Consider the following 17,168-nt stretch of genomic DNA (forward strand, 5'->3'; position numbering starts at 1 on the left):
ACACAAAGCCCGCGTGCCGCGTGGTGCGCGGGCTTTTTGATGAGGCGCGCTTCGGCCGCTACTGCCCGAAACTGCCCGCCCGATAGAGCAGCGTGATCGCCACGCGGCGGTTGCGCGGATCGCTCGGATCCTTCTCGATCATGGGCTCGCGGTCGGCGACGCCCTCGATCCGGTTGAAGCGCGCTTCCGGGATGCCGCTGGCGGCGAGCTGGCGGCGCGTGGCCTCGGCGCGACCGCTCGACAGCATCCAGTTGTTCATCGCGCGCGGATCGCCATAGGGCACGCTGTCGGTATGGCCGCGGATCATGATCGGATTGGTCATCGTCTTGATCGATCCCGCGATCAGCCCGATCAGCGAGGCCGCCCGCGGATCGAGCGCGGTCGTGCCGAGCGCGAACATCGAATAATCCGCATCGTCGACCAGATCGATCCGCAGCCCGTCCTGCGTGCGCACGAAACGGATATGGTTCGCGAGTTTCGACAGCGTCGCCGAACTGCTGATCTGCTCCATCACCTGGCGGCGCATCTGCTCGAAATTCTTGCGATCCTCGTTCGCCAGTGCGCTGCTGCTGCGCGTCAGCCCCTTGTCGGCGGTGCCGGGCTGCGGGCCGCCGCGCCCGGCATTGGGAACGACGAGTGCGGGCATCATGCCCTGCCCCGTCTTGGGCCCCAGCCGGTTCTTGTCGAGGATCGATTCACCGCCGAACAGCCCGCTGCCGCCGATGCCGAGCGCATGCGTGTCGAGCACGGTGGGCGCGAAATAGTCGGCAATGCCCTTGCGCTGTTTCTCGGTCGTGGCGCCGAGCAGCCAGAGCAGCAGGAAAAACGCCATCATCGCGGTCACGAAATCGGCATAGGCCACCTTCCACGCGCCGCCGTGATGGCCGCCATGCCCCTCGATATAGATCTTCTTGACGATGATCTTGGGCGGAACGTTCTGCCCATGGGGCGCGCGCGCCATCTCAGCGGCCCCGCAGGCCGTCGAACACCTCGGCGAAGCCGGGCTGGTTCTTGTGCGCGATCCCCGCGCGCGCCGCCTCGATCACCAGCGGCTGCGGATGGCCGTGAAGCGAGGCGATGATGATCTGCTTGACCACGTCGTAGATCGCGCCGTCGGCATCGATCACCTGCTTCAGCCGTCCCGCGAGCGGCGAGACGATGCCGTAGGCGAGCAGCACGCCCATGAACGTGCCGACGAGCGCGGAGCCGATCATGCCGCCCAGCACCGAAGGCGGCTTGTCGATCGAGCCCATCGTCTTCACGATCCCGAGCACCGCCGCCACGATGCCGAGCGCGGGCAGCGAATCGGCAAGGCTGGACAGCGTGGTGTGCGGCCCCTCCACCTCGTGATGGTGGCTCTTGATCGAATGATCCATCACCTCCTCGACCGCATGCACGTCGAGCGTGCCGCTCGACACCACGACGAGGCGCAGCGTGTCGGCGATCAGGTTGACGAGCGTATGGTCCTTCAGAAGCTTGGGATATTCCGAGAAAACCGCGGAGGACTGCGGATCCTCGACATGCGGCTCGACCGCGATCGGCCCCTCGGTGCGCAGCATCTTCATCAGCTTGCTGACGAGGAAGATGACGTCGAGATAATCCTGCTTCTTGTATTTCGGGCCCTTGAACACCTTGCCGAGGCCGCCGCCCATGGCCTTCAGTTCCTTGCCCGAATTGCCGATGATGAGCGCGCCCGCAGCGGCACCGCCAATGATGAGCATCTCGTGCGGGATGGCCTCCATGACGGGGCCGAGATTGCCACCGGTGATGGCAAAGCCGCCGAACACCATGGCGAGAAGAACGACGAGGCCGATAGCCGGAAACATGGCGGTGACTTTCCCCGAAAGCATCGATCCGAACGGACCGTTTCGGGAACAGCGTTAACCGGAAATCGTAGCCATCCGGTTACCAGATGCGCCGTCGGCGCAGCGCCTTATTTGAGATAATCGAACAGCGAGAGCTGCGACAGTTTGGTGAAGCTCGCCTGTGTGGCGGACAGCACGGTCATCGTCTTCTGCAGATCGGCGATGGCGGACGTCACGTCGACATCCTCGTCCTTCGAGCGGAGCGCGGCGCGATCGGTGTTGGCATTGGTGAGCAGCGTCTGCTGGAGATCGACCCGCGCCGCGCGCGCGCCGACCGATGCGCGGACCGCCGAAATCTGGTCGTTGCCCGCATTGAGGCTGTCGAGCGCGCTTGACACCGTGCTCGAAACGTCGCCGCCGCCCTGAAGCGCCTTGGCGAGATTGGAGATCACGCTCAGCAGATCGGTGCTGCCCGTCATGAACACGCGCGATGCCGATTCATTGGCCTGCACCGACTGGCCCTGCGCGATCGGGATCGCGCTGACATCGGTGGTCGCATAGGAAAAGCTGCCGTCGCTGTTCGCGGTCACCGCGGGCGTGCCGCTGGCGGTGCCGAACAGCGGCTGGCCGCGGACGTCCTTGGTGTTGGCAAGGCCGGTCAGCGAAGTGACGATCGAGCTCAGTTCGTTGCCGATGATCGAACGGGTCGAATCGCTCTGCGTGCCGTTGGCGGCCTGCGTCGTCAGCTCGATCGCGCGTTGCACCTGCGTGGCGATCGACGACAGCGTCCCGTCGGTCTGTTCCAATTGCGACGAGGCGAGCGTGATGTTGGTCTGATACACCGCGGCCGCGGCATCCTGCTGGTCGAACTGCGCGATCTGCTGCGACAGCACCGCATCGTCCGACGGGCTCTGGATCTTCTTGCCCGTCGAGATCTGCGTCTGGAGCAGCGTGGCATGATCGTTGAGCGCCGACATCCGCTTGGCCGCGGTATCGTAGAACATGCTGCTGGAGATCTGCATCGTGCCCTACTTGATTTCGAGGATCGTGGAGAAGGTATCGCGCGCGACCTGGATCACGCGGCTGGAGGCGGAATAGGCCTGCTGGAAGCGCATCAGGTCGACCGCTTCGGAATCGAGGCTGGTGCCGGTCGAGTTGGCAAGCGCGGTCGCCGCCCCGTCGCGGATCGCGGTCTGCGCATCCGAAATGGTCGCTTTCTGCGTGATCGCCGTTGCGGTGTTGGTGATGAGATCGGTCGTGTTCGATTCGAACCCGCCGGTCATGCGCGCGCCCTGGAGCGCATCAAGATTGCCCGCGTTGCGCACGCCCGCGCCGCGCGTGGCCGCCGCGATCCCGCGGCCGTCCGTCATCGCCACCGTGATGTCGGTGGCGTCGGCGCCGGTCGCGAAGATCGGCTGTCCGGCGGTGCCGTTGAGATCGTCGCCCTGCGCCTGGACTGTGTTGACCGAGGTCGTGAAGCCGCTCGCGATCGTGTTGAGCGCCGTGCGGGCGGCGGCGATCTTCTGCGCGCCGTCGACGATCCCCGCCATCGCGCCGCCCTCGGTGGCCAGCGGCGTGTTGGCGCCGGCATAGCTGACCGTGAAGCCGACCGAGCCATCGGCGGCACGCGCATAGCCGACCGCGCCCGATTGGGTGTTGGACACGAACGGCGTGCCGTTCGCCCCGCCCAGCTTCACCGTCACGCGGCCGAGCGAATCGGCCTTCGCATCGACGCTGGCAAGCGCGCTCATCTGGCCGAGCACGGAATCGCGCTGGTCGGCGAGCTGCGCCGCCGCCGAGGTGCCGGGCTGGGTGCGGCCGAGCCCGTCGTTGATCCGCACGAGCGAGGCGCCGAGCGACGTGAGCGTCTGCGCCGCTTCGCCACCGCTGGTGTCGAGGTCGGTCTGGATCTGGTCGAACGCATTCCCGGTCGCGGTGAACGCGGCAGCGGTCGAGGTCGCCGTGCCGAGCATGTTGGCGCGCAGCGAGGTGGAGGACGGATCCGCCGACAGGCTGCTGGCCGAGGAGTAGAAGGCAGTGATGCGCGACGTGAGATTGTTGCCCGTCAACGCGGACTGGATCTGCGTCAGCCAGGTGGAGGCGGTGGTGGTGCGCGCGAGATCGGCGCTGGCCGAGCGCAAAGCTGCCGTCGCATAGGTGTCGGTCGATCGCGCGATGCTGCCGACCGCGACGCCGCTTCCGGCATCGGCCTTGATCGCCACCGTGCCCGAGACGCCGGCGATCTCGGTCAGCGCGACCGAACGGCGCGAATAGCCGGTGACGCCCGAATTGGCGATGTTCTCGCCAACGGTCGACAGCGCGGTCTGATACGCGCGGACGCCCGAGGCGCCAATGGAGAGCAAGTCGCTCATGGGGAGCGGTCTGCCGCGCCCGGGTTAATATCTGATTGCGATTTCACGAAAAAGTCGATCATTGGCCGGCGGACTTCTTCAGGAATTCGGTCATCGCCTTGCCGATCCCGATCGGGGCGTGTTCGGCCATGCTCTGCGCGAGGCGCGCATCCTGCATCTCGGTGAAGGTGTCGATCGCCTTCGAATCGAACAGCGGATCGGCCAGCTTCGTCTGGCGCATCGCCTTCAGCATCATGCCGTCGAACACCGCCTCGAACTTCTGGCCCGCCGCCTTAAGATTGGCGGCCGACTTCAACCGGCTGGTGTCGGTGGCGATGCCGGTCGTCGGCGCGGCCGCCGCCGCCGGAGGCGTGACGATGTCGGTCACAGGACGATCAGTTCCGCCTTCAGGGCGCCGGCTTCCTTCAGCGCCTCGAGGATCGCCACCAGATCGGCGGGCGATGCGCCGATCGCGTTCACCGCCTTGACGATGTCGGCCAGGCGCGGCCCCGGTGAGAGGAGGAACATCGGCTTCTTCTCTTCATCCACCGCGACGCCCGATTTGGTGACGACCGCGGTCTGTCCGTTGCTCAGCGGCCCCGGCTGGCTGACGCGCTGCGTCTCGTCGATGCGGACGGTCAGCTTGCCGTGCGTGACCGCCGCCGGGCCGACGCGGACCGCCGAATTGATGACGACGGTGCCGGTGCGTGCGTTGACGATCACCTTGGCGGGCGGTTCGGCCGACACCACGTCGAGATTCTCGATCTCCGACATCAAAGTGGCGCGCACATCGGCGCCCTGCGGCGCGCGCACCGACACCGACACCGCGTCCACCGCTTCGGCGCTGCCGAAGCCGAGTTTCTTGTTGATCGCGCCCGCGACGTTCTGCGCGGTCGTGAAATCGGCACGCGCGAGGTTGAACACCAGCGTCGGCGTGGTGCCGAAGCCGGTCGCCACCGCGCGCTCCACGGTCGCCCCCTCGGGGATGCGGCCGGTCGAGGGAATGTTGATGACGATCTTGGAGCCGTCCGCGCCCTCGGCGCCGAGGCCGCCGACCGCGAGATTGCCCTGCGCCATCGCATAGATCTGGTTGTCGGCACCCATCAGCGGGGTAAGGATCAGGCTGCCGCCGCGCAGCGACTTGGCCTTGCCCATCGACGCGACGGTGATGTCGAGCCGCTGGCCGGGCTTGGCGAAGGGCGGCAGTTCGGCCGTCACGATCACCACCGCGGCGTTCTTCATCCCCGGATTGACGCCCGCGGGAAGCTGAAGCCCGAACCGCGAGGCCACGGCCTTCAGCGATTGCACGGTATATTCGAGATTGTCGTCGCCGGTGCCGGGAAGCCCGACGACGATGCCATAGCCCGTCAACTGGTTGGCGCGGATGCCCTGGAAACCGCCCAGATCCTTGATCCGGTCGGCATGGGCGGGCGCCACCGCGACCAGGAGCGAGGCGAGCGCGAGGACGAAGCTGCGAAGAACCATCATGCCGCCGATCCTGCCGCCCAAAAGGTTACCATCCCGCTAACCACGGCGATCAGAACGGGCTGACGACCGAGAAGAACCGCCCGAGCCAGCCCTGGCGGCTCGCACGGGCGACGTCGCCCTTGCCGGTGTAGGCGATCTGCGCATCGGCCACGCGGGTGGAGAGAATGCGGTTGTCCGCATCGATGTCTGCGGTGCGCACGAGGCCCTTGATCTGGACGAACTCGTCGCCGCGGTTGAGCGTCACGCGCTTCTGCCCCTGGACGAGCATCGTGCCGTTGGGCAGCACCTGCGCCACCGTCACGCTCACCTCGCCCGACAGCGAGTTGGACTGGTCCGCCGCGCCCGTGCCGTTGAAGGTGCGGCCGGTGCCCGCGCTGGTGCTCTGGTTCTTCAGGAACGACAGCACCCCGGTGGTCGGCGCGGTGATGCTCAGGTCGCCCTTGGAATCGAGCTTGGAACCCGCCGATTTGGTCGCCGCGGTCTTCTCGACCAGCACGATCGTCAGCGGATCGCCGACGCGGCGCGCGCGCGATCCCTCGTACAGCGCGGCATAGCCGCCTTCGGCCTGGAAGATCGAGCCGTTGGCCGCCGCCGGCGGCACCGCGACGGGCGCGGCGCGGATGGCGGTGAAATCCTCCGGGGTCTTCTTCTTGCCGAGAAGGCCGGCGTCCGCCGCCTGCGGGCTGAGCCCGGCGACGAGCAGCGCCGCGGTGGCGGCGCCGAGCGCGATCTCGATCCAGTGATGGCCGATGCGGAACGGATTGGGTGCCCTGGATGCCATGTCAGATGTTCTGGTTGACATATTTGAGCATGTCGTCGGTGGCGGAGATCATCTTGGAATTCACCTCATACGCGCGCTGGCATTCGATCATGTCGACCAGCTCCTCGACGGTGTTGACGTTGGATGCCTCGAGCATCCCCTGCTTGATCGAACCGCGCCCCTCGGTGCCGGCCACGCCGACGTTGGCCGCGCCCGAGGCCGCGGTCTCGACCAGGTAATTGTCGCCCTTGGACTGGAGCCCGGCGCCGTTGGGAAAGCTCGCCACCGCGATCTGGCCGAGCGTGGCGGGTTCGGTCTGGCCGGCGATCGTCGCCGAGACGGTGCCGTCGTTGCCGATCGTCAGGCCGGTCGCGCCCTGCGGCACGGTGATGCCGGGCTGCACCTGATAGCCTTCGCTCGTCACCAGCAGCCCTTCGGCCGAGCGCGAGAAATTGCCGGCGCGGGTGTAGCCCAGCGTGCCGCCGGGCATCTGCACCTGGAAATAGCCGTCGCCGTCCAGCGCCAGGTCCATGCTGTTGCCCGTCGTCTGCATCGACCCCTGCGTATCGATCCGCGCAGTCCCCTGCACGCGCACGCCGGTGCCGAGGTTCAGGCCGGTCGCATATTTGCTCTCCGCCGTGCTGGGCGCGCCCGCCGCGGTGACGGTCTGGTACGCGAGCGTCTCGAACGCGGCGCGGTCCTTCTTGAACCCCGTCGTGTTCACGTTGGCGAGGTTGTTCGAGATGACTCGCATGCGCATGTCCTGGGCGTCGAGCCCGGTGCGCGCGATATGCATGGCGGCGGATGACATCGCTTGTTTCCCTTAGCTCGGCAGGCGCATCACGGATGCGCCGCTTTCGTCCATGTCCTTGGCGGACTTCATCAGATTGGCCTGCACTTCGTAGGATCGCTGGTTCTCGATCATGTCGACCAGCGCCTGCGTCATGTTGACGTTCGATCCCTCGATCGCGCCGCCCTGCACCTTGGCCTCGGCATCGTCGGGCAGCACGCCCCCGCCGCGCACGCGCAGCAGGTTGTCGAGGCCCTTCACCGTGTCCGACCCCTTGGTGTTGGCAAGCTTCAGCTTGTCGAGCACCTGTGGGTTCTTGGGATCGCCACCCTGCGGCACGATCGAGATCGTGCCGTCGCCGGCGATGGTGAGCGAATCATAGGGCGGCACGGTGATCGGGCCCGACGATCCGATCACCGGATGGCCGTCGCCCGTCTGCAGCACGCCCGACGGCGCGATCTCCAGATCGCCGCGCCGGGTATAGGCTTCGCTGCCGTCGGCGGCCTGCACCGCCAGCCAGTCGGTGTTGCCGGTGATCGCCACGTCGAGCGATCGGCCGGTCATCTGGATCGCCCCCGGCGTGCGGTCGGCGTCGGTCACCTCTTCGCTGGCCGGCGCGCGCGCCTCCAGCTGGGTGCCGCCGCCTTTGAGCTGGATCTGGTCGAACACCACGCGATCGGCGCGAAAGCCGGTCGTCGAGGCGTTCGCCATGTTGTTGGCGATCGCCGCCTGCGCCGCCATGTGCGCGCGCAGGCCCGTCGCCGCGGTGTAGACCAGCTTGTCCATTTATGCCTGCCCCTGCCCCCGATCGATCAGTTGCGGATGTTGAAGATCGTCTGCGAGATCTGGTTCTGCGTATCGAGCGCCTTGGCGTTCGCCTGGAAGTTGCGCTGCGCCGAGATCAGGTCGACCAGTTCCTCGGTGATATCGACGTTCGATCCCTCGAGCGTGCCCGACATCAGGCTGCCGAAGCCCTTTTCGTTGGCGGCGCCGAGCTGCGGCGTGCCCGACAGGCCCGTGCCGGTCCAATAGCTGGTGCCGACCTGGCGAAGCCCGGCGGGGTCGGTGAAGTTGGCGAGCGCCACCTTGCCCAGCGCCTTGCTGTCGCCGTTCGAGAAGCTGGCCGTGACGATGCCCGATTTGTCCACGGTCACGCCCTGGAGCTGACCGACGGACGTTCCGTCCTGGCTGCGCGCGGTGACCGAAAAGGCGCTGCCGATCGCGGTCGAGCCCGCAAGGTTGAGCGCGATCGTCTGGGATTTCGTGCCGCCGGTCGGAACGAACGAATCATAGCTCGCCGGCGCCGTCGGCGCGGTCAGCTTGCCGGTCGAATCGAACGTCATCTGGACGGGATTGGTGCTGCCGCCCTGCGTGAGCTGCTGGTTGCCGACATAGCTGTAGACCGACCAGGTGCTCGATCCGTCGGTCGCGGTGCTCGCGTCGCGGACATAATAGCTGCTCATCGTCATCGCGTTGCCGCCCGCGTCATAGACGGTCGTCGCGGTCGAATTGTTGTAGGTCGACGCCTTGGTGCGATCGAACGCCGTCGAGGGGGCCGCGGCGCTAGACGACAGGTTGACGTTCAACGCGACGCTGCCGGTCGCCTGCGCGCTGCCGCTGGTTTCGGGGAGCATGAGGTTGGTCAGACCGTCCACACCCGCCGCCGTCACATTGCCCGCGGAATCGACCGGATACACCTGGAGATAGCTGCCCTGCGCATCGACGACATTGTCGTCGGTATCGACGCGGAAGCTGCCGTTGCGGGTATAGGCCGTCGTCGGCGTGGTGCCGTTCGTCTTCACCGCGAAGAACCCGTCGCCCGAGACGGTCAGGTCGAGCGAGGACGAAGTCGTCGTCAGATTGCCTTCGCTGAACTGCTGCCGGTTTTCCTTCACCACCGCGCCCGAGCCGACCTGCTTGGTCGGATCCGAGGCCAGGCTCGATGCGATGACGTCGGCGAATTCGGTGCGGCTCTTCTTGAAACCCGTGGTCGCGACGTTCGCGATGTTGTGCGAGATCGTGGACATTTCGGTCTGCGAGGCCTGGAGGCCGGAAAGCGATGTGTAGAAAGTCATGCGCGTTGCTCCTGGAAAATGTTCAGCCGACCGAACGGATGGCGGAAAGCTTGACCGTGCCGATGCCGGTGGCGGTCAGCGTGGGATCGCCGCTGGACGGCAGCGAGACGGATTCGACGGGCGCCCAGACGAGCGAACGGCTGGTGACCGTGGTGCCGTTGTCGTCCGCGGCGACCGTGACCTTGAACGGCCCGGTGCCGGCGCTGGCGCCCGCATCGGTGGTGCCGTCCCAATCATAGGTGGCGGTGCCCGCCGACTGCGCGCCGAGCGACACCGTCTTCAGCACGTTGCCCTTGGCATCGGCGATCGTGACGTCGACATTGGTGGCCGCACCGTCGAGCTCGACCGCGCCGGCGATGCCGCCTGCGGTGCGGCCATACGCCGTCGACCCTTCCGTCAGCACCGTCTTGCCGACATAGTTCATCGCATCCGTCGCCGAAGTGGCGCCGAGCTTGGTCGCGATGCCGGTCAGCGTCGTGTTCATCTGGCTGATGCCCGTCACGCTCGACATCTGCGCCATCTGCGCGATCATCTGCGTGTTATCGACCGGGTTGAACGGATCCTGGTTCTTGAGCTGCGCGGTCATCAGCGTCAGGAAATCGCTTTGATCGAGCGTCTGGCTGGTCTTGTTCGCCGCCGCGCCGGCCGTGGCGGCGGCCGATGCGGTGGTGGCGATGCCGAGGCTGGAAAGCGTGGATGCCATCGTGGTGGAGGTCATGGTCAGCGGCCCATCTTGAGGGTGTCGAGGATCAGCGACTTCGCCGTGTTCATCACCTCGACGTTGTTCTGATAGCTGCGCGCGGTTTCCATCATGTCGACCAGCTCGCGGGTCTGGTCTACCGCGGCTTCGAAGACGTTGCCGTCCTTGTCGGCCACGGGATTGGCGGGATCGTAGCGCTTGGTCGGGGCTTCGCCCGCGCTCACCACCTTCTCGACGTCGACCGTCGAGAGGCCGGAGGCGGAATCGTAGCTGGTGCGGAATACCGGCTTCATCGTCTTGTACGCGGTCTCGGCCGAGCCGGCGATGCCGCCGGCATTGGCGAGGTTCGACGCGGTGGTGTTCATCCGCAGCAGCTGCGCGGACATCGCGCGACCCGCCACCTGGAAGATCGTCATCGGGGATGCGTCGGCCATCCTATTCTCCCTTCAGCGCGCGGGTGATCTGGCCGATCCGCCCGTTCAGGAACGACAGCGTCGTCTGATATTGCACCGCGTTTTCGGCGAAGGCGGTCTGCTCCTGGTTCAGGTCGACCGTGTTCGCGTCCATCGAGGTCTGATTCGGCACGCGGTATTTCACCGCCGCCTGGAACGCGTCGGTGCTCGCGGCATCGCCCGATTGTTCGACGGCGAACAGCGTCGAGCGGAAGTCGACGTCCTGCGCCTTGAAGCCGGGCGTGGAGGCGTTCGCGATGTTCGACGCGAGCAGCCCCATGCGACGCGATCGCACCTCGAGCGCTGCGCCATGAACTCCGAAAAGCGTTTCCGCTGCCACCGAACCGAACTCCTGCACGGGATGTGCTCGGCGTCCTCCAAGCAATGGCCGTGCCAATTCGATCGACGCCTTTGCACGGCGCGTCCCGGCAGCGGCAGCGGCGTGGGGGCGGCAAGGATTTGCCGGATCGGCGGCAAGGCTTGCCGCACCGGCGATGGCGGCGGCATCGGCCGCGGGGAGGGACGCGACCCCGGCGCGATTGGCCCATGACTTGCAGAACGCCTGTCATGGTGCTTCTCTCGCAACTTCTCGATCCGGCCGCGCTCGCCATCGTCGGTGGCGGCACGCTCCTGTCCGCGGTGCTGCGTTCGCCGCTGCGGGACCTGCGCCGCGCCCTCGCCGCCTTGCGAACGCTTGCCCGCGCGCCCTTCTCGGCGGAGCCGGCGCTGGCGCAGATCGCGGCGCTCGCCCGGATCGCCCGGCGCAGCGGCGTGCTGTCGCTCGATCGCTCGGTGATCGCGGATCCCGACATCGCCGCCGCGATCGCCGGCATCGTCGATGGCGACAAGCCCGATGCGATCGCGGCCCTCGTCGCCTGGCGCCGCCGCGCGCGCTGCGAGCGCCATGCCGCGGCCGCCGATGTCTGGGCGGGCGCCGCCGAGGCCGCCCCGGCGATGGGCATGGTCGGCACGCTCGTCGGGCTGGCGGCGATGTTCGCGGCGATGCGCGACCCGGCGACGATCGGCGGCGCGATGGCGATCGCGTTGCTCTCCACGCTCTATGGTGCGCTGTTCGGAAATCTCGTCTTCCTGCCGATCGCCAACCGGCTGCGCGCATCCGCCCGTCACGAAGGGCTGGAGCGCGCGCGGATCGAGGCGCCGCTCGTCGCGCTCGCGGCCCGCGAAGCCCCGGGTGTGGCCTTGGCGAGCGCGGCATGACCGACGATTTCCCCGTACCCGCGCCGATGCGGCCGATCTGGCTGGTGACACTCGCCGACCTCGCGCTGCTGCTGCTCGGCTTCCTCGTTCTCGTCCAGGCGACCGGACGCGCCGACCGCAAGGCGCTGGTCGCGGGGCTGCACGACCGGTTCGGCGTCACCGGCTTCGCCCCGGCATCCATGCCGATGCCGGTCGCCGCCTTTGCGACCACCGATTTCGCGACCGGCTCGGCCGCGTTGCCCGACGACCCCGCGTCACTGATCGCCTGGGCGCGCCAGGCGCTCGCCGATCCGCGCGTGGCGCTGAACGTCTCGGGCACGAGCGACGGCACCGCCGCCGATGTCGATCCGGCCACGCAGAGCGGCGCGGTGCTCGCCGCCGACCGGGCGCGCGCCGTCGTGGCCGCGCTCGCCGCCGCGCACGTCGCGACCGGCCGGATCGCGCTGGCCACCACCCAACGGCCCGGCCTGCGCCGGGCGATCGTCACCCTCGCCTTTGCCGGCGAACCTTCACGGAGCGTCCCATGATCCGGCTTCTTCCCCTCCTCCTGCTCGCCGCCCCCACGGTCGCGGCGGCCGGCGGGTTCCAGGACACCGCCTCGCTCGACCGCGCGGTGGCGGCCTTTACCGGCCACGCGATCGGCGACGAGGGCGGCGCGCGCACCGCGGTGGATGCGCGGCTGAAGCTCGCCCAATGTCCGACGGTCGCGCTGTCGTGGCGCACGCCCGCGCACGACGCGGTGGTGATCGCCTGTTCGGGCCCGGACTGGCGGATCTACGTGCCGATGCGCACCGTTCCGGCGGTCGGCCTGTCGGGCGCGACGGTGATCCAGCCGCCGATGCAACGGGCCGAAGCCGTCATCAAACGCGGCGATCCGGTGGTGATCGAGGCGGGCACCGAGGGCTTTGCGATCAGCCGCGAAGGCGTCGCGATGGGCGATGCCGCGCCCGGTGCGCGCTTCATGGTGAAGGTGGACGATGCCCGTACGCCCGTCCAGGCGATCGCGCGCGCCAGCGGCCGTGCCACGCTGCCGGGCTGGGGCGAATGAAAAAATCGCTAAAGCTTCGCGCCGATCGGCCGTCTTTACCCGTGTCAGCGATGCCGGGAAGGTGCAGACATGGTCGATGCGATAGGCGTGAACAAGGTTGCGGGCGCGGATCTCCTCCGCGCGTCGACAACGGTGACCGCCTCGGCGGAGCCGCAGGATACCCCGAAGGCCGCACCGGCCGGGGCGAGCACGGCGAGCCAGTCGATCGCCCTTTCCAAGCAGCTGGCCAGCGCCGCGCCGGTGGACACCGCACGCGTCGCCGAGATCCGCAAGGCCATCGCCGATGGCACATTTCCCATTCTGCCGGCGACGATCGCCGATCGCATGCTCGCGCTGAAGATGGACTGGACGACGCATGACAAGGCGTGATGCGCTCGTGACGGTGATCGATTCGCTCCATGCGGAGATCGCCGCGCTGAAGACCAACGACGTGCACGCGCTGGAACGCGCGACGCGCGAGAAGCTGGCCGCCATCGAGCAGGTCGCGCTGCTCGGCACCGGCCCCGCCGGACCCGAGATCCGCGAACTGGCCGACGAGGCGAACCGGCTGAACGAGACCTGCCGGATCTATGTGAACCTGATGGCGGCAAATGTTCGCCGCCGCCTGCAGATGCTGGCCGGCGATCATGCCGCTTCCTACCGCCCCGGCATCGCCGGCGCCTATGCCTGACGCCCCTGCCGCCGCCTGACGGGCGGTTGGCACGGTCCTTGCCTATGATCCTCCGAACAGGGGGCATTTCCGCAAGACCATGACCGTTACGGCGATCACCAATTCCAGGGTTCAATCGGCGATCCAGCTTGCGAGCAGCAAGACGGGCGTGGATTTCGGCTATCTGCTGGGCCAGGCCAAGCTGGAAAGCGGCCTGCGCAGCGATGCCCACGCCTCCACCTCCAGCGCGTCGGGCCTCTACCAGTTCATCGACCAGAGCTGGCTCGCGATCGTCAAGAAGCACGGCGCCGAGAACGGCCTGTCCTGGGCCGCCGATGCGATCCAGCCGGGCACGGGCGGCAAGCTGTCGGTCGCCGACGGCAACACCAAGGCGGCGATCCTGGCGCTGCGCAACGATCCCGCCACCGCCTCGATGATGGCCGCCGAATATGCGTCCGACAACAAGGATGCGCTCCAGGGCACGCTCGGCCGCAGCGTGACCGGCACCGATCTCTACATGGCGCATTTCCTGGGGCTGGGCGGCGCGAAGAAATTCCTCTCGACCATGCAGGCGACGCCCGACGCGAGCGGCGCGGCGCTGTTCCCGGCCGCCGCCGCCGCCAATCGCAGCGTCTTCTATGGCAGCGACGGCACGCCGCGCAGCCTGTCGCAAATCTATGCCCGCTTCGCCGCGAAGCTGGACGGCAGCACGGCCGACGCCGCCGCGACCGCCGCCGCCAACACCGGCTTCGCCGCGCAGGCGCTCGACATGAACGGCGCCACCGTCGTCACCGGCGCGGGCGAGAGTGCGACCGACGCACTCGCCTGGGCATCGGCCACGCTCGGCAAGTTCGGACGCGGCACCGGTGCGGCCGGCACGACCGCCGCGTCGCTGCTGCGGCCGACCCCCGATACCGCGCGGCTCGCCTATCTGATGCTCGCACGGATGGGCGGCTGACGCGATGAACGCACTGCTCTCCAATCTTCGCCGCGGCGCCCTGCCGCTCGCGATCCTGCTGCTCGTCGTGCTGCTCGTCGTGCCGATCCCCGCGGCGATGCTCGACCTGTTCTTCGTCACCAACATCGCGATCAGCCTCGCGGTGCTGATGGTGGCGCTGAACGCGCAGAAGCCGCTCGACTTCTCCGCCTTCCCCACCGTGCTGCTGTTCACGACGCTGTTCCGCCTGGGCCTCAACGTCGCCTCGACGCGCGTCGTGCTGGTGCACGGGCACGAAGGCGGGGGTGCGGCAGGTCATGTGATCGAGGCGTTCGGCACCTTCCTGATCGGCGGCGACTATGTCGTCGGCCTGTTCGTCTTCGCGATCCTGCTCATCATCAACCTGATCGTGGTGACCAAGGGCGCGGGCCGCGTGTCCGAAGTCAGCGCGCGCTTCACGCTCGATGCGCTGCCGGGCAAGCAGATGGCGATCGACGCCGATCTGAACGCGGGCCTCATCACCCCCGACGAAGCCAAGCAGCGCCGCATCGACACCGCGACCGAAGCCGAATTCTACGGATCGATGGACGGTTCGTCCAAATTCGTGAAGGGCGACGCGGTCGCGGGCATGCTGATCCTGGCGGCCAACATCGTCGGCGGGCTGATTCTCGGCCCGGTCAGCCACGGCATGACGATCGGCGCCGCCGCGCACAATTACGTGCTGCTGGCGATCGGCGACGCGCTCGTCGCGCAGCTCCCGTCGCTGATGCTCTCGATCGCCGCCGCCGCGATCGTCACCCGCGTCACCTCGACGCACGATCTGGCCGGCCAGATCGGCAGCCAGTTCGGCAGCCCTCGCACCTGGACGCCGGTCGCGGTGATCCTCGGATTGCTGGGGCTGATGCCCGGCATGCCGCATCTGGTGATCCTGGGGGCGGCATCGATCGCCGGCTTCGCCGCGTGGAAGCTGCGCCAGATCGCGCGCCGGCCGGTGGTCGTTCCCGCCGCCGTGGTGGAGCCGGTCGACCAGTCCAAGATCGGCTGGGACGAGGTGACCGAGGGCATGCAGGTCAATCTCGACATCGGCTACGGCCTCGTGCCGCTGGTGGACGAACGCCGCGGATCGCCGCTGATGGGGCGGATCACCGGGGTGCGCCGGCAATTGTCGAAGGAACTCGGCTTCGTCGTGCCGCAGGTTCGCGTGCGCGACGACATCAATCTCGCGCCCTACACCTATCGGATCATGCTGAACGGCGTGTGCCTGGGCGAAGACCAGGTCGCGCCCGACGAGATGCTCGCCCTCGACACCGGCCAGGCCTATGGCACGCTTCAGGGCAAGACCGCCAAGGACCCGACCTTCGGCCTCGACGCCACCTGGATTTCCACCAGCGACGCCGATGCCGCGACCGGCATGGGCTATCTGGTGGTCGATCCCGGCACCGTGATGGCGACGCACCTGAACCACGCGCTCGGCCAGAACGCGTCGGACCTGCTCGGCCCCGACGAGGTGCAGGCGCTGCTCGACGGCCTGAAGGAGCGCGCCGCGCAACTGGTGGCGAGCCTCAGCCCGGCGCCGCTGCCGCTCACCACGCTCACCCAGGTGCTGCGCGGGCTGCTGGCGGAGAATGTGCCGCTGAAGGAATTCCGCCGCATCGCCGCCGCCATCGCGGTCGCCGCGCAGAAGACGCAGGACGCCGAGGAAATCATCGAGGCGATCCGCCCCGAACTCGGCCCGCTCATCATCGGCAAGCTGTGCGGCGTGCGCGAGCCGCTGCGCGTGATGACGCTGGAGGGGCAGTTGGAAGGCCTGCTCGGCCAGGCGATGCGCTCCGACGCGTCGCGCCGCCACGTCATCGAACCCGATCTCGGCCGCCGCATCGTCGAGGCGCTGCAACGCGCCGCGCAGCCGATGCTCGCCGAGGCCAAGCCCTTCGCCCTCGTCGTCCAGCCCGCGATTCGCGTGGCCATCCGCAAACTCGTCAAGACCTGCCTGCCCGACACCCCCGTCCTCTCCTTCTTCGAGGTTCCCGAAGAGAAGGCGGTGGAGGTGATCGCGGTGATCGGCGCATCCGGAGCCCTGCCCGCATGAACGCGCTCAGCATGAAATCCGCCTTTGTCGATGCAACGGCGCTCGGGTCGGGAACCGGCCCCCTCACCTATCGTCCCGGCCAGCGCGCCGGCATGGACGCGAACACGCTGGTGCGCGAGCATCTGCCGCTCGTCCGGCGGATCGCGTGGCACGTCCATGGCTGCATGAGCAGCGTCGTCGAGGTGGAGGATCTCGTCCAGGTCGGGCTGATCGCGCTGGTCGAGGCGGCCGCCCATTTCGAGGATCGCGGCGGCGCGACCTTTCGCCAATATGTGGCCACCCGGCTGCGCGGCGCGATGATCGACGAACTGCGCCGCCAGGCGACCACCACGCGCGGCGCGATGCGGCGGCGGCGTGCCTATGCCGATGCCGTTTCCACGCTGACGGCGCAGACCGGCAAGGCGCCGACGGAGGCCGCAACCGCCGAAAAGCTGGGCGTCACGGTCGCCAAGCTGCGCGCCGAATATGTCACCGCCGATCCCATCCGGTTCGAATCGGTCGACGAGATCTATGCCGACGATCTGCCCTGGTTCGCCGACGACACCCCCGACGCCTTCGCCCAGCTCGCCGATGGCGACCTGCGCGCCGCGCTCGTCGAGGCGATCGGCGCGTTGCCGACGCGCGAGGCGCAGGTGGTGCAGCTCTATTATGTCGAGGAAATGAACCTCGAGGAGATCGGCCAGGTGCTCGGCGTCGGCCAGGCACGCGTCTGCCAGATCAAGAAATCGGCGCACGATCGGCTGAAAAAGGCGCTCGCCGCGCTGCGGTGAGGCGCCTCGTCGCCGCGCGCCGGCTCCCCTTTGCCG

At 68.0% G+C, this 17,168-nt stretch carries 21 protein-coding genes; 8 read left to right on the top strand and 13 right to left on the bottom strand.

The window, feature by feature from the left end; translation table 11 throughout:
* Positions 1-58: 58 nt before the first annotated feature.
* The 13 genes from L8H00_RS07355 to flgB form a co-directional block, all read right to left on the bottom strand.
* Positions 59-961, bottom strand: coding sequence for a flagellar motor protein MotB (locus tag L8H00_RS07355; protein ID WP_242096625.1), 903 nt, complete (start codon positions 959-961; stop codon positions 59-61).
* Position 962: 1 nt separating this feature from the next.
* Complete coding sequence (gene motA, locus L8H00_RS07360) at positions 963-1,826, bottom strand: flagellar motor stator protein MotA (protein ID WP_242096626.1); 864 nt, start codon at positions 1,824-1,826, stop codon at positions 963-965.
* A 107-nt stretch (positions 1,827-1,933) separates the two neighbouring features.
* The gene (gene flgL / locus L8H00_RS07365; protein WP_242096627.1) at positions 1,934-2,827 is read right to left on the bottom strand and encodes a flagellar hook-associated protein FlgL; all 894 of its coding nucleotides are present in this window, start codon (positions 2,825-2,827) and stop codon (positions 1,934-1,936) included.
* 6 nt (positions 2,828-2,833) lie between these two features.
* Positions 2,834-4,177, bottom strand: coding sequence for a flagellar hook-associated protein FlgK (gene flgK, locus L8H00_RS07370; protein WP_242096628.1), 1,344 nt, complete (start codon positions 4,175-4,177; stop codon positions 2,834-2,836).
* 58 nt (positions 4,178-4,235) lie between these two features.
* A complete protein-coding gene (locus tag L8H00_RS07375) occupies positions 4,236-4,544 on the bottom strand; it encodes a rod-binding protein (RefSeq protein WP_242096630.1) in 309 nt (102 codons plus the stop codon).
* Positions 4,541-5,641 (bottom strand): flagellar basal body P-ring protein FlgI, encoded by a 1,101-nt coding sequence (locus L8H00_RS07380; RefSeq protein WP_242096709.1) that lies wholly within the window; start codon positions 5,639-5,641, stop codon positions 4,541-4,543. The genes L8H00_RS07375 and L8H00_RS07380 overlap by 4 nt, the downstream gene beginning before the upstream one ends.
* 52 nt (positions 5,642-5,693) lie before the next feature.
* On the bottom strand, positions 5,694-6,425 hold the full coding sequence (locus tag L8H00_RS07385) for a flagellar basal body L-ring protein FlgH (RefSeq protein WP_242096631.1): 732 nt from the start codon (positions 6,423-6,425) through the stop codon (positions 5,694-5,696).
* 1 nt (position 6,426) lies between these two features.
* Entirely contained in the window at positions 6,427-7,215 is a 789-nt protein-coding gene (flgG, locus tag L8H00_RS07390; protein WP_242096633.1) for a flagellar basal-body rod protein FlgG, read from the bottom strand.
* A 12-nt stretch (positions 7,216-7,227) separates the two neighbouring features.
* Entirely contained in the window at positions 7,228-7,980 is a 753-nt protein-coding gene (gene flgF, locus L8H00_RS07395; protein WP_242096635.1) for a flagellar basal body rod protein FlgF, read from the bottom strand.
* 26 nt (positions 7,981-8,006) lie between these two features.
* Positions 8,007-9,269, bottom strand: a complete 1,263-nt coding sequence (locus L8H00_RS07400; RefSeq protein ID WP_242096637.1) for a flagellar hook protein FlgE — start codon at positions 9,267-9,269, stop codon at positions 8,007-8,009.
* A gap of 22 nt (positions 9,270-9,291) precedes the next feature.
* A complete protein-coding gene (locus L8H00_RS07405) occupies positions 9,292-9,987 on the bottom strand; it encodes a flagellar hook capping FlgD N-terminal domain-containing protein (protein ID WP_242096639.1) in 696 nt (231 codons plus the stop codon).
* A gap of 2 nt (positions 9,988-9,989) precedes the next feature.
* Positions 9,990-10,403: a flagellar basal body rod protein FlgC gene (gene flgC, locus L8H00_RS07410; protein WP_242096641.1), complete on the bottom strand. Its 414-nt coding sequence runs from the start codon at positions 10,401-10,403 to the stop codon at positions 9,990-9,992.
* A gap of 1 nt (position 10,404) precedes the next feature.
* Complete coding sequence (flgB, locus tag L8H00_RS07415; RefSeq protein WP_347340714.1) at positions 10,405-10,761, bottom strand: flagellar basal body rod protein FlgB; 357 nt, start codon at positions 10,759-10,761, stop codon at positions 10,405-10,407.
* 227 nt (positions 10,762-10,988) lie between these two features.
* Between flgB and L8H00_RS07420 the strand changes: the two genes are divergently transcribed.
* The 8 genes from L8H00_RS07420 (at position 10,989) to L8H00_RS07455 (ending at position 17,132) form a co-directional block, all read left to right on the top strand.
* Entirely contained in the window at positions 10,989-11,639 is a 651-nt protein-coding gene (locus L8H00_RS07420; protein ID WP_242096645.1) for a MotA/TolQ/ExbB proton channel family protein, read from the top strand.
* Positions 11,636-12,166: a flagellar motor protein MotB gene (locus tag L8H00_RS07425; protein ID WP_242096647.1), complete on the top strand. Its 531-nt coding sequence runs from the start codon at positions 11,636-11,638 to the stop codon at positions 12,164-12,166. The genes L8H00_RS07420 and L8H00_RS07425 overlap by 4 nt, the downstream gene beginning before the upstream one ends.
* Entirely contained in the window at positions 12,163-12,687 is a 525-nt protein-coding gene (locus L8H00_RS07430) for a flagella basal body P-ring formation protein FlgA (RefSeq protein ID WP_242096648.1), read from the top strand. Before L8H00_RS07425 ends, L8H00_RS07430 begins: the two co-directional genes overlap by 4 nt.
* Before the next feature lie 69 nt (positions 12,688-12,756).
* Positions 12,757-13,056: a flagellar biosynthesis anti-sigma factor FlgM gene (gene flgM, locus L8H00_RS07435; protein ID WP_242096649.1), complete on the top strand. Its 300-nt coding sequence runs from the start codon at positions 12,757-12,759 to the stop codon at positions 13,054-13,056.
* The gene (locus L8H00_RS07440) at positions 13,043-13,357 is read left to right on the top strand and encodes a flagellar protein FlgN (RefSeq protein ID WP_242096650.1); all 315 of its coding nucleotides are present in this window, start codon (positions 13,043-13,045) and stop codon (positions 13,355-13,357) included. Before flgM ends, L8H00_RS07440 begins: the two co-directional genes overlap by 14 nt.
* A gap of 79 nt (positions 13,358-13,436) precedes the next feature.
* A complete protein-coding gene (locus L8H00_RS07445; protein WP_242096651.1) occupies positions 13,437-14,294 on the top strand; it encodes a lytic transglycosylase domain-containing protein in 858 nt (285 codons plus the stop codon).
* 4 nt (positions 14,295-14,298) lie between these two features.
* On the top strand, positions 14,299-16,362 hold the full coding sequence (gene flhA / locus L8H00_RS07450; protein WP_242096652.1) for a flagellar biosynthesis protein FlhA: 2,064 nt from the start codon (positions 14,299-14,301) through the stop codon (positions 16,360-16,362).
* A complete protein-coding gene (locus tag L8H00_RS07455) occupies positions 16,359-17,132 on the top strand; it encodes a FliA/WhiG family RNA polymerase sigma factor (RefSeq protein WP_242096653.1) in 774 nt (257 codons plus the stop codon). Before flhA ends, L8H00_RS07455 begins: the two co-directional genes overlap by 4 nt.
* The last annotated feature ends 36 nt before the right edge of the window (positions 17,133-17,168 follow it).

This window comes from Sphingomonas sp. CROZ-RG-20F-R02-07, from assembly GCF_022662335.1.
Taxonomy (GTDB): Bacteria; Pseudomonadota; Alphaproteobacteria; order Sphingomonadales; family Sphingomonadaceae; genus Sphingomonas.

What these genes read in the sequence shown, in the direction of transcription:
- L8H00_RS07355 (WP_242096625.1), bottom strand. Translation starts at nt 961, where the DNA reads ATGGCGCGCGCGCCCCATGGGCAGAACGTTCCGCCCAAGATCATCGTC.
- motA (WP_242096626.1), bottom strand. Translation starts at nt 1,826, where the DNA reads ATGTTTCCGGCTATCGGCCTCGTCGTTCTTCTCGCCATGGTGTTCGGC.
- flgL (WP_242096627.1), bottom strand. Translation starts at nt 2,827, where the DNA reads ATGCAGATCTCCAGCAGCATGTTCTACGATACCGCGGCCAAGCGGATG.
- flgK (WP_242096628.1), bottom strand. Translation starts at nt 4,177, where the DNA reads ATGAGCGACTTGCTCTCCATTGGCGCCTCGGGCGTCCGCGCGTATCAG.
- L8H00_RS07380 (WP_242096709.1), bottom strand. Translation starts at nt 5,641, where the DNA reads ATGGTTCTTCGCAGCTTCGTCCTCGCGCTCGCCTCGCTCCTGGTCGCG.
- L8H00_RS07385 (WP_242096631.1), bottom strand. Translation starts at nt 6,425, where the DNA reads ATGGCATCCAGGGCACCCAATCCGTTCCGCATCGGCCATCACTGGATC.
- flgG (WP_242096633.1), bottom strand. Translation starts at nt 7,215, where the DNA reads ATGTCATCCGCCGCCATGCATATCGCGCGCACCGGGCTCGACGCCCAG.
- flgF (WP_242096635.1), bottom strand. Translation starts at nt 7,980, where the DNA reads ATGGACAAGCTGGTCTACACCGCGGCGACGGGCCTGCGCGCGCACATG.
- L8H00_RS07400 (WP_242096637.1), bottom strand. Translation starts at nt 9,269, where the DNA reads ATGACTTTCTACACATCGCTTTCCGGCCTCCAGGCCTCGCAGACCGAA.
- L8H00_RS07405 (WP_242096639.1), bottom strand. Translation starts at nt 9,987, where the DNA reads ATGACCTCCACCACGATGGCATCCACGCTTTCCAGCCTCGGCATCGCC.
- flgC (WP_242096641.1), bottom strand. Translation starts at nt 10,403, where the DNA reads ATGGCCGACGCATCCCCGATGACGATCTTCCAGGTGGCGGGTCGCGCG.
- L8H00_RS07420 (WP_242096645.1), top strand. Translation starts at nt 10,989, where the DNA reads ATGGTGCTTCTCTCGCAACTTCTCGATCCGGCCGCGCTCGCCATCGTC.
- L8H00_RS07425 (WP_242096647.1), top strand. Translation starts at nt 11,636, where the DNA reads ATGACCGACGATTTCCCCGTACCCGCGCCGATGCGGCCGATCTGGCTG.
- L8H00_RS07430 (WP_242096648.1), top strand. Translation starts at nt 12,163, where the DNA reads ATGATCCGGCTTCTTCCCCTCCTCCTGCTCGCCGCCCCCACGGTCGCG.
- flgM (WP_242096649.1), top strand. Translation starts at nt 12,757, where the DNA reads ATGGTCGATGCGATAGGCGTGAACAAGGTTGCGGGCGCGGATCTCCTC.
- L8H00_RS07440 (WP_242096650.1), top strand. Translation starts at nt 13,043, where the DNA reads ATGACAAGGCGTGATGCGCTCGTGACGGTGATCGATTCGCTCCATGCG.
- L8H00_RS07445 (WP_242096651.1), top strand. Translation starts at nt 13,437, where the DNA reads ATGACCGTTACGGCGATCACCAATTCCAGGGTTCAATCGGCGATCCAG.
- flhA (WP_242096652.1), top strand. Translation starts at nt 14,299, where the DNA reads ATGAACGCACTGCTCTCCAATCTTCGCCGCGGCGCCCTGCCGCTCGCG.
- L8H00_RS07455 (WP_242096653.1), top strand. Translation starts at nt 16,359, where the DNA reads ATGAACGCGCTCAGCATGAAATCCGCCTTTGTCGATGCAACGGCGCTC.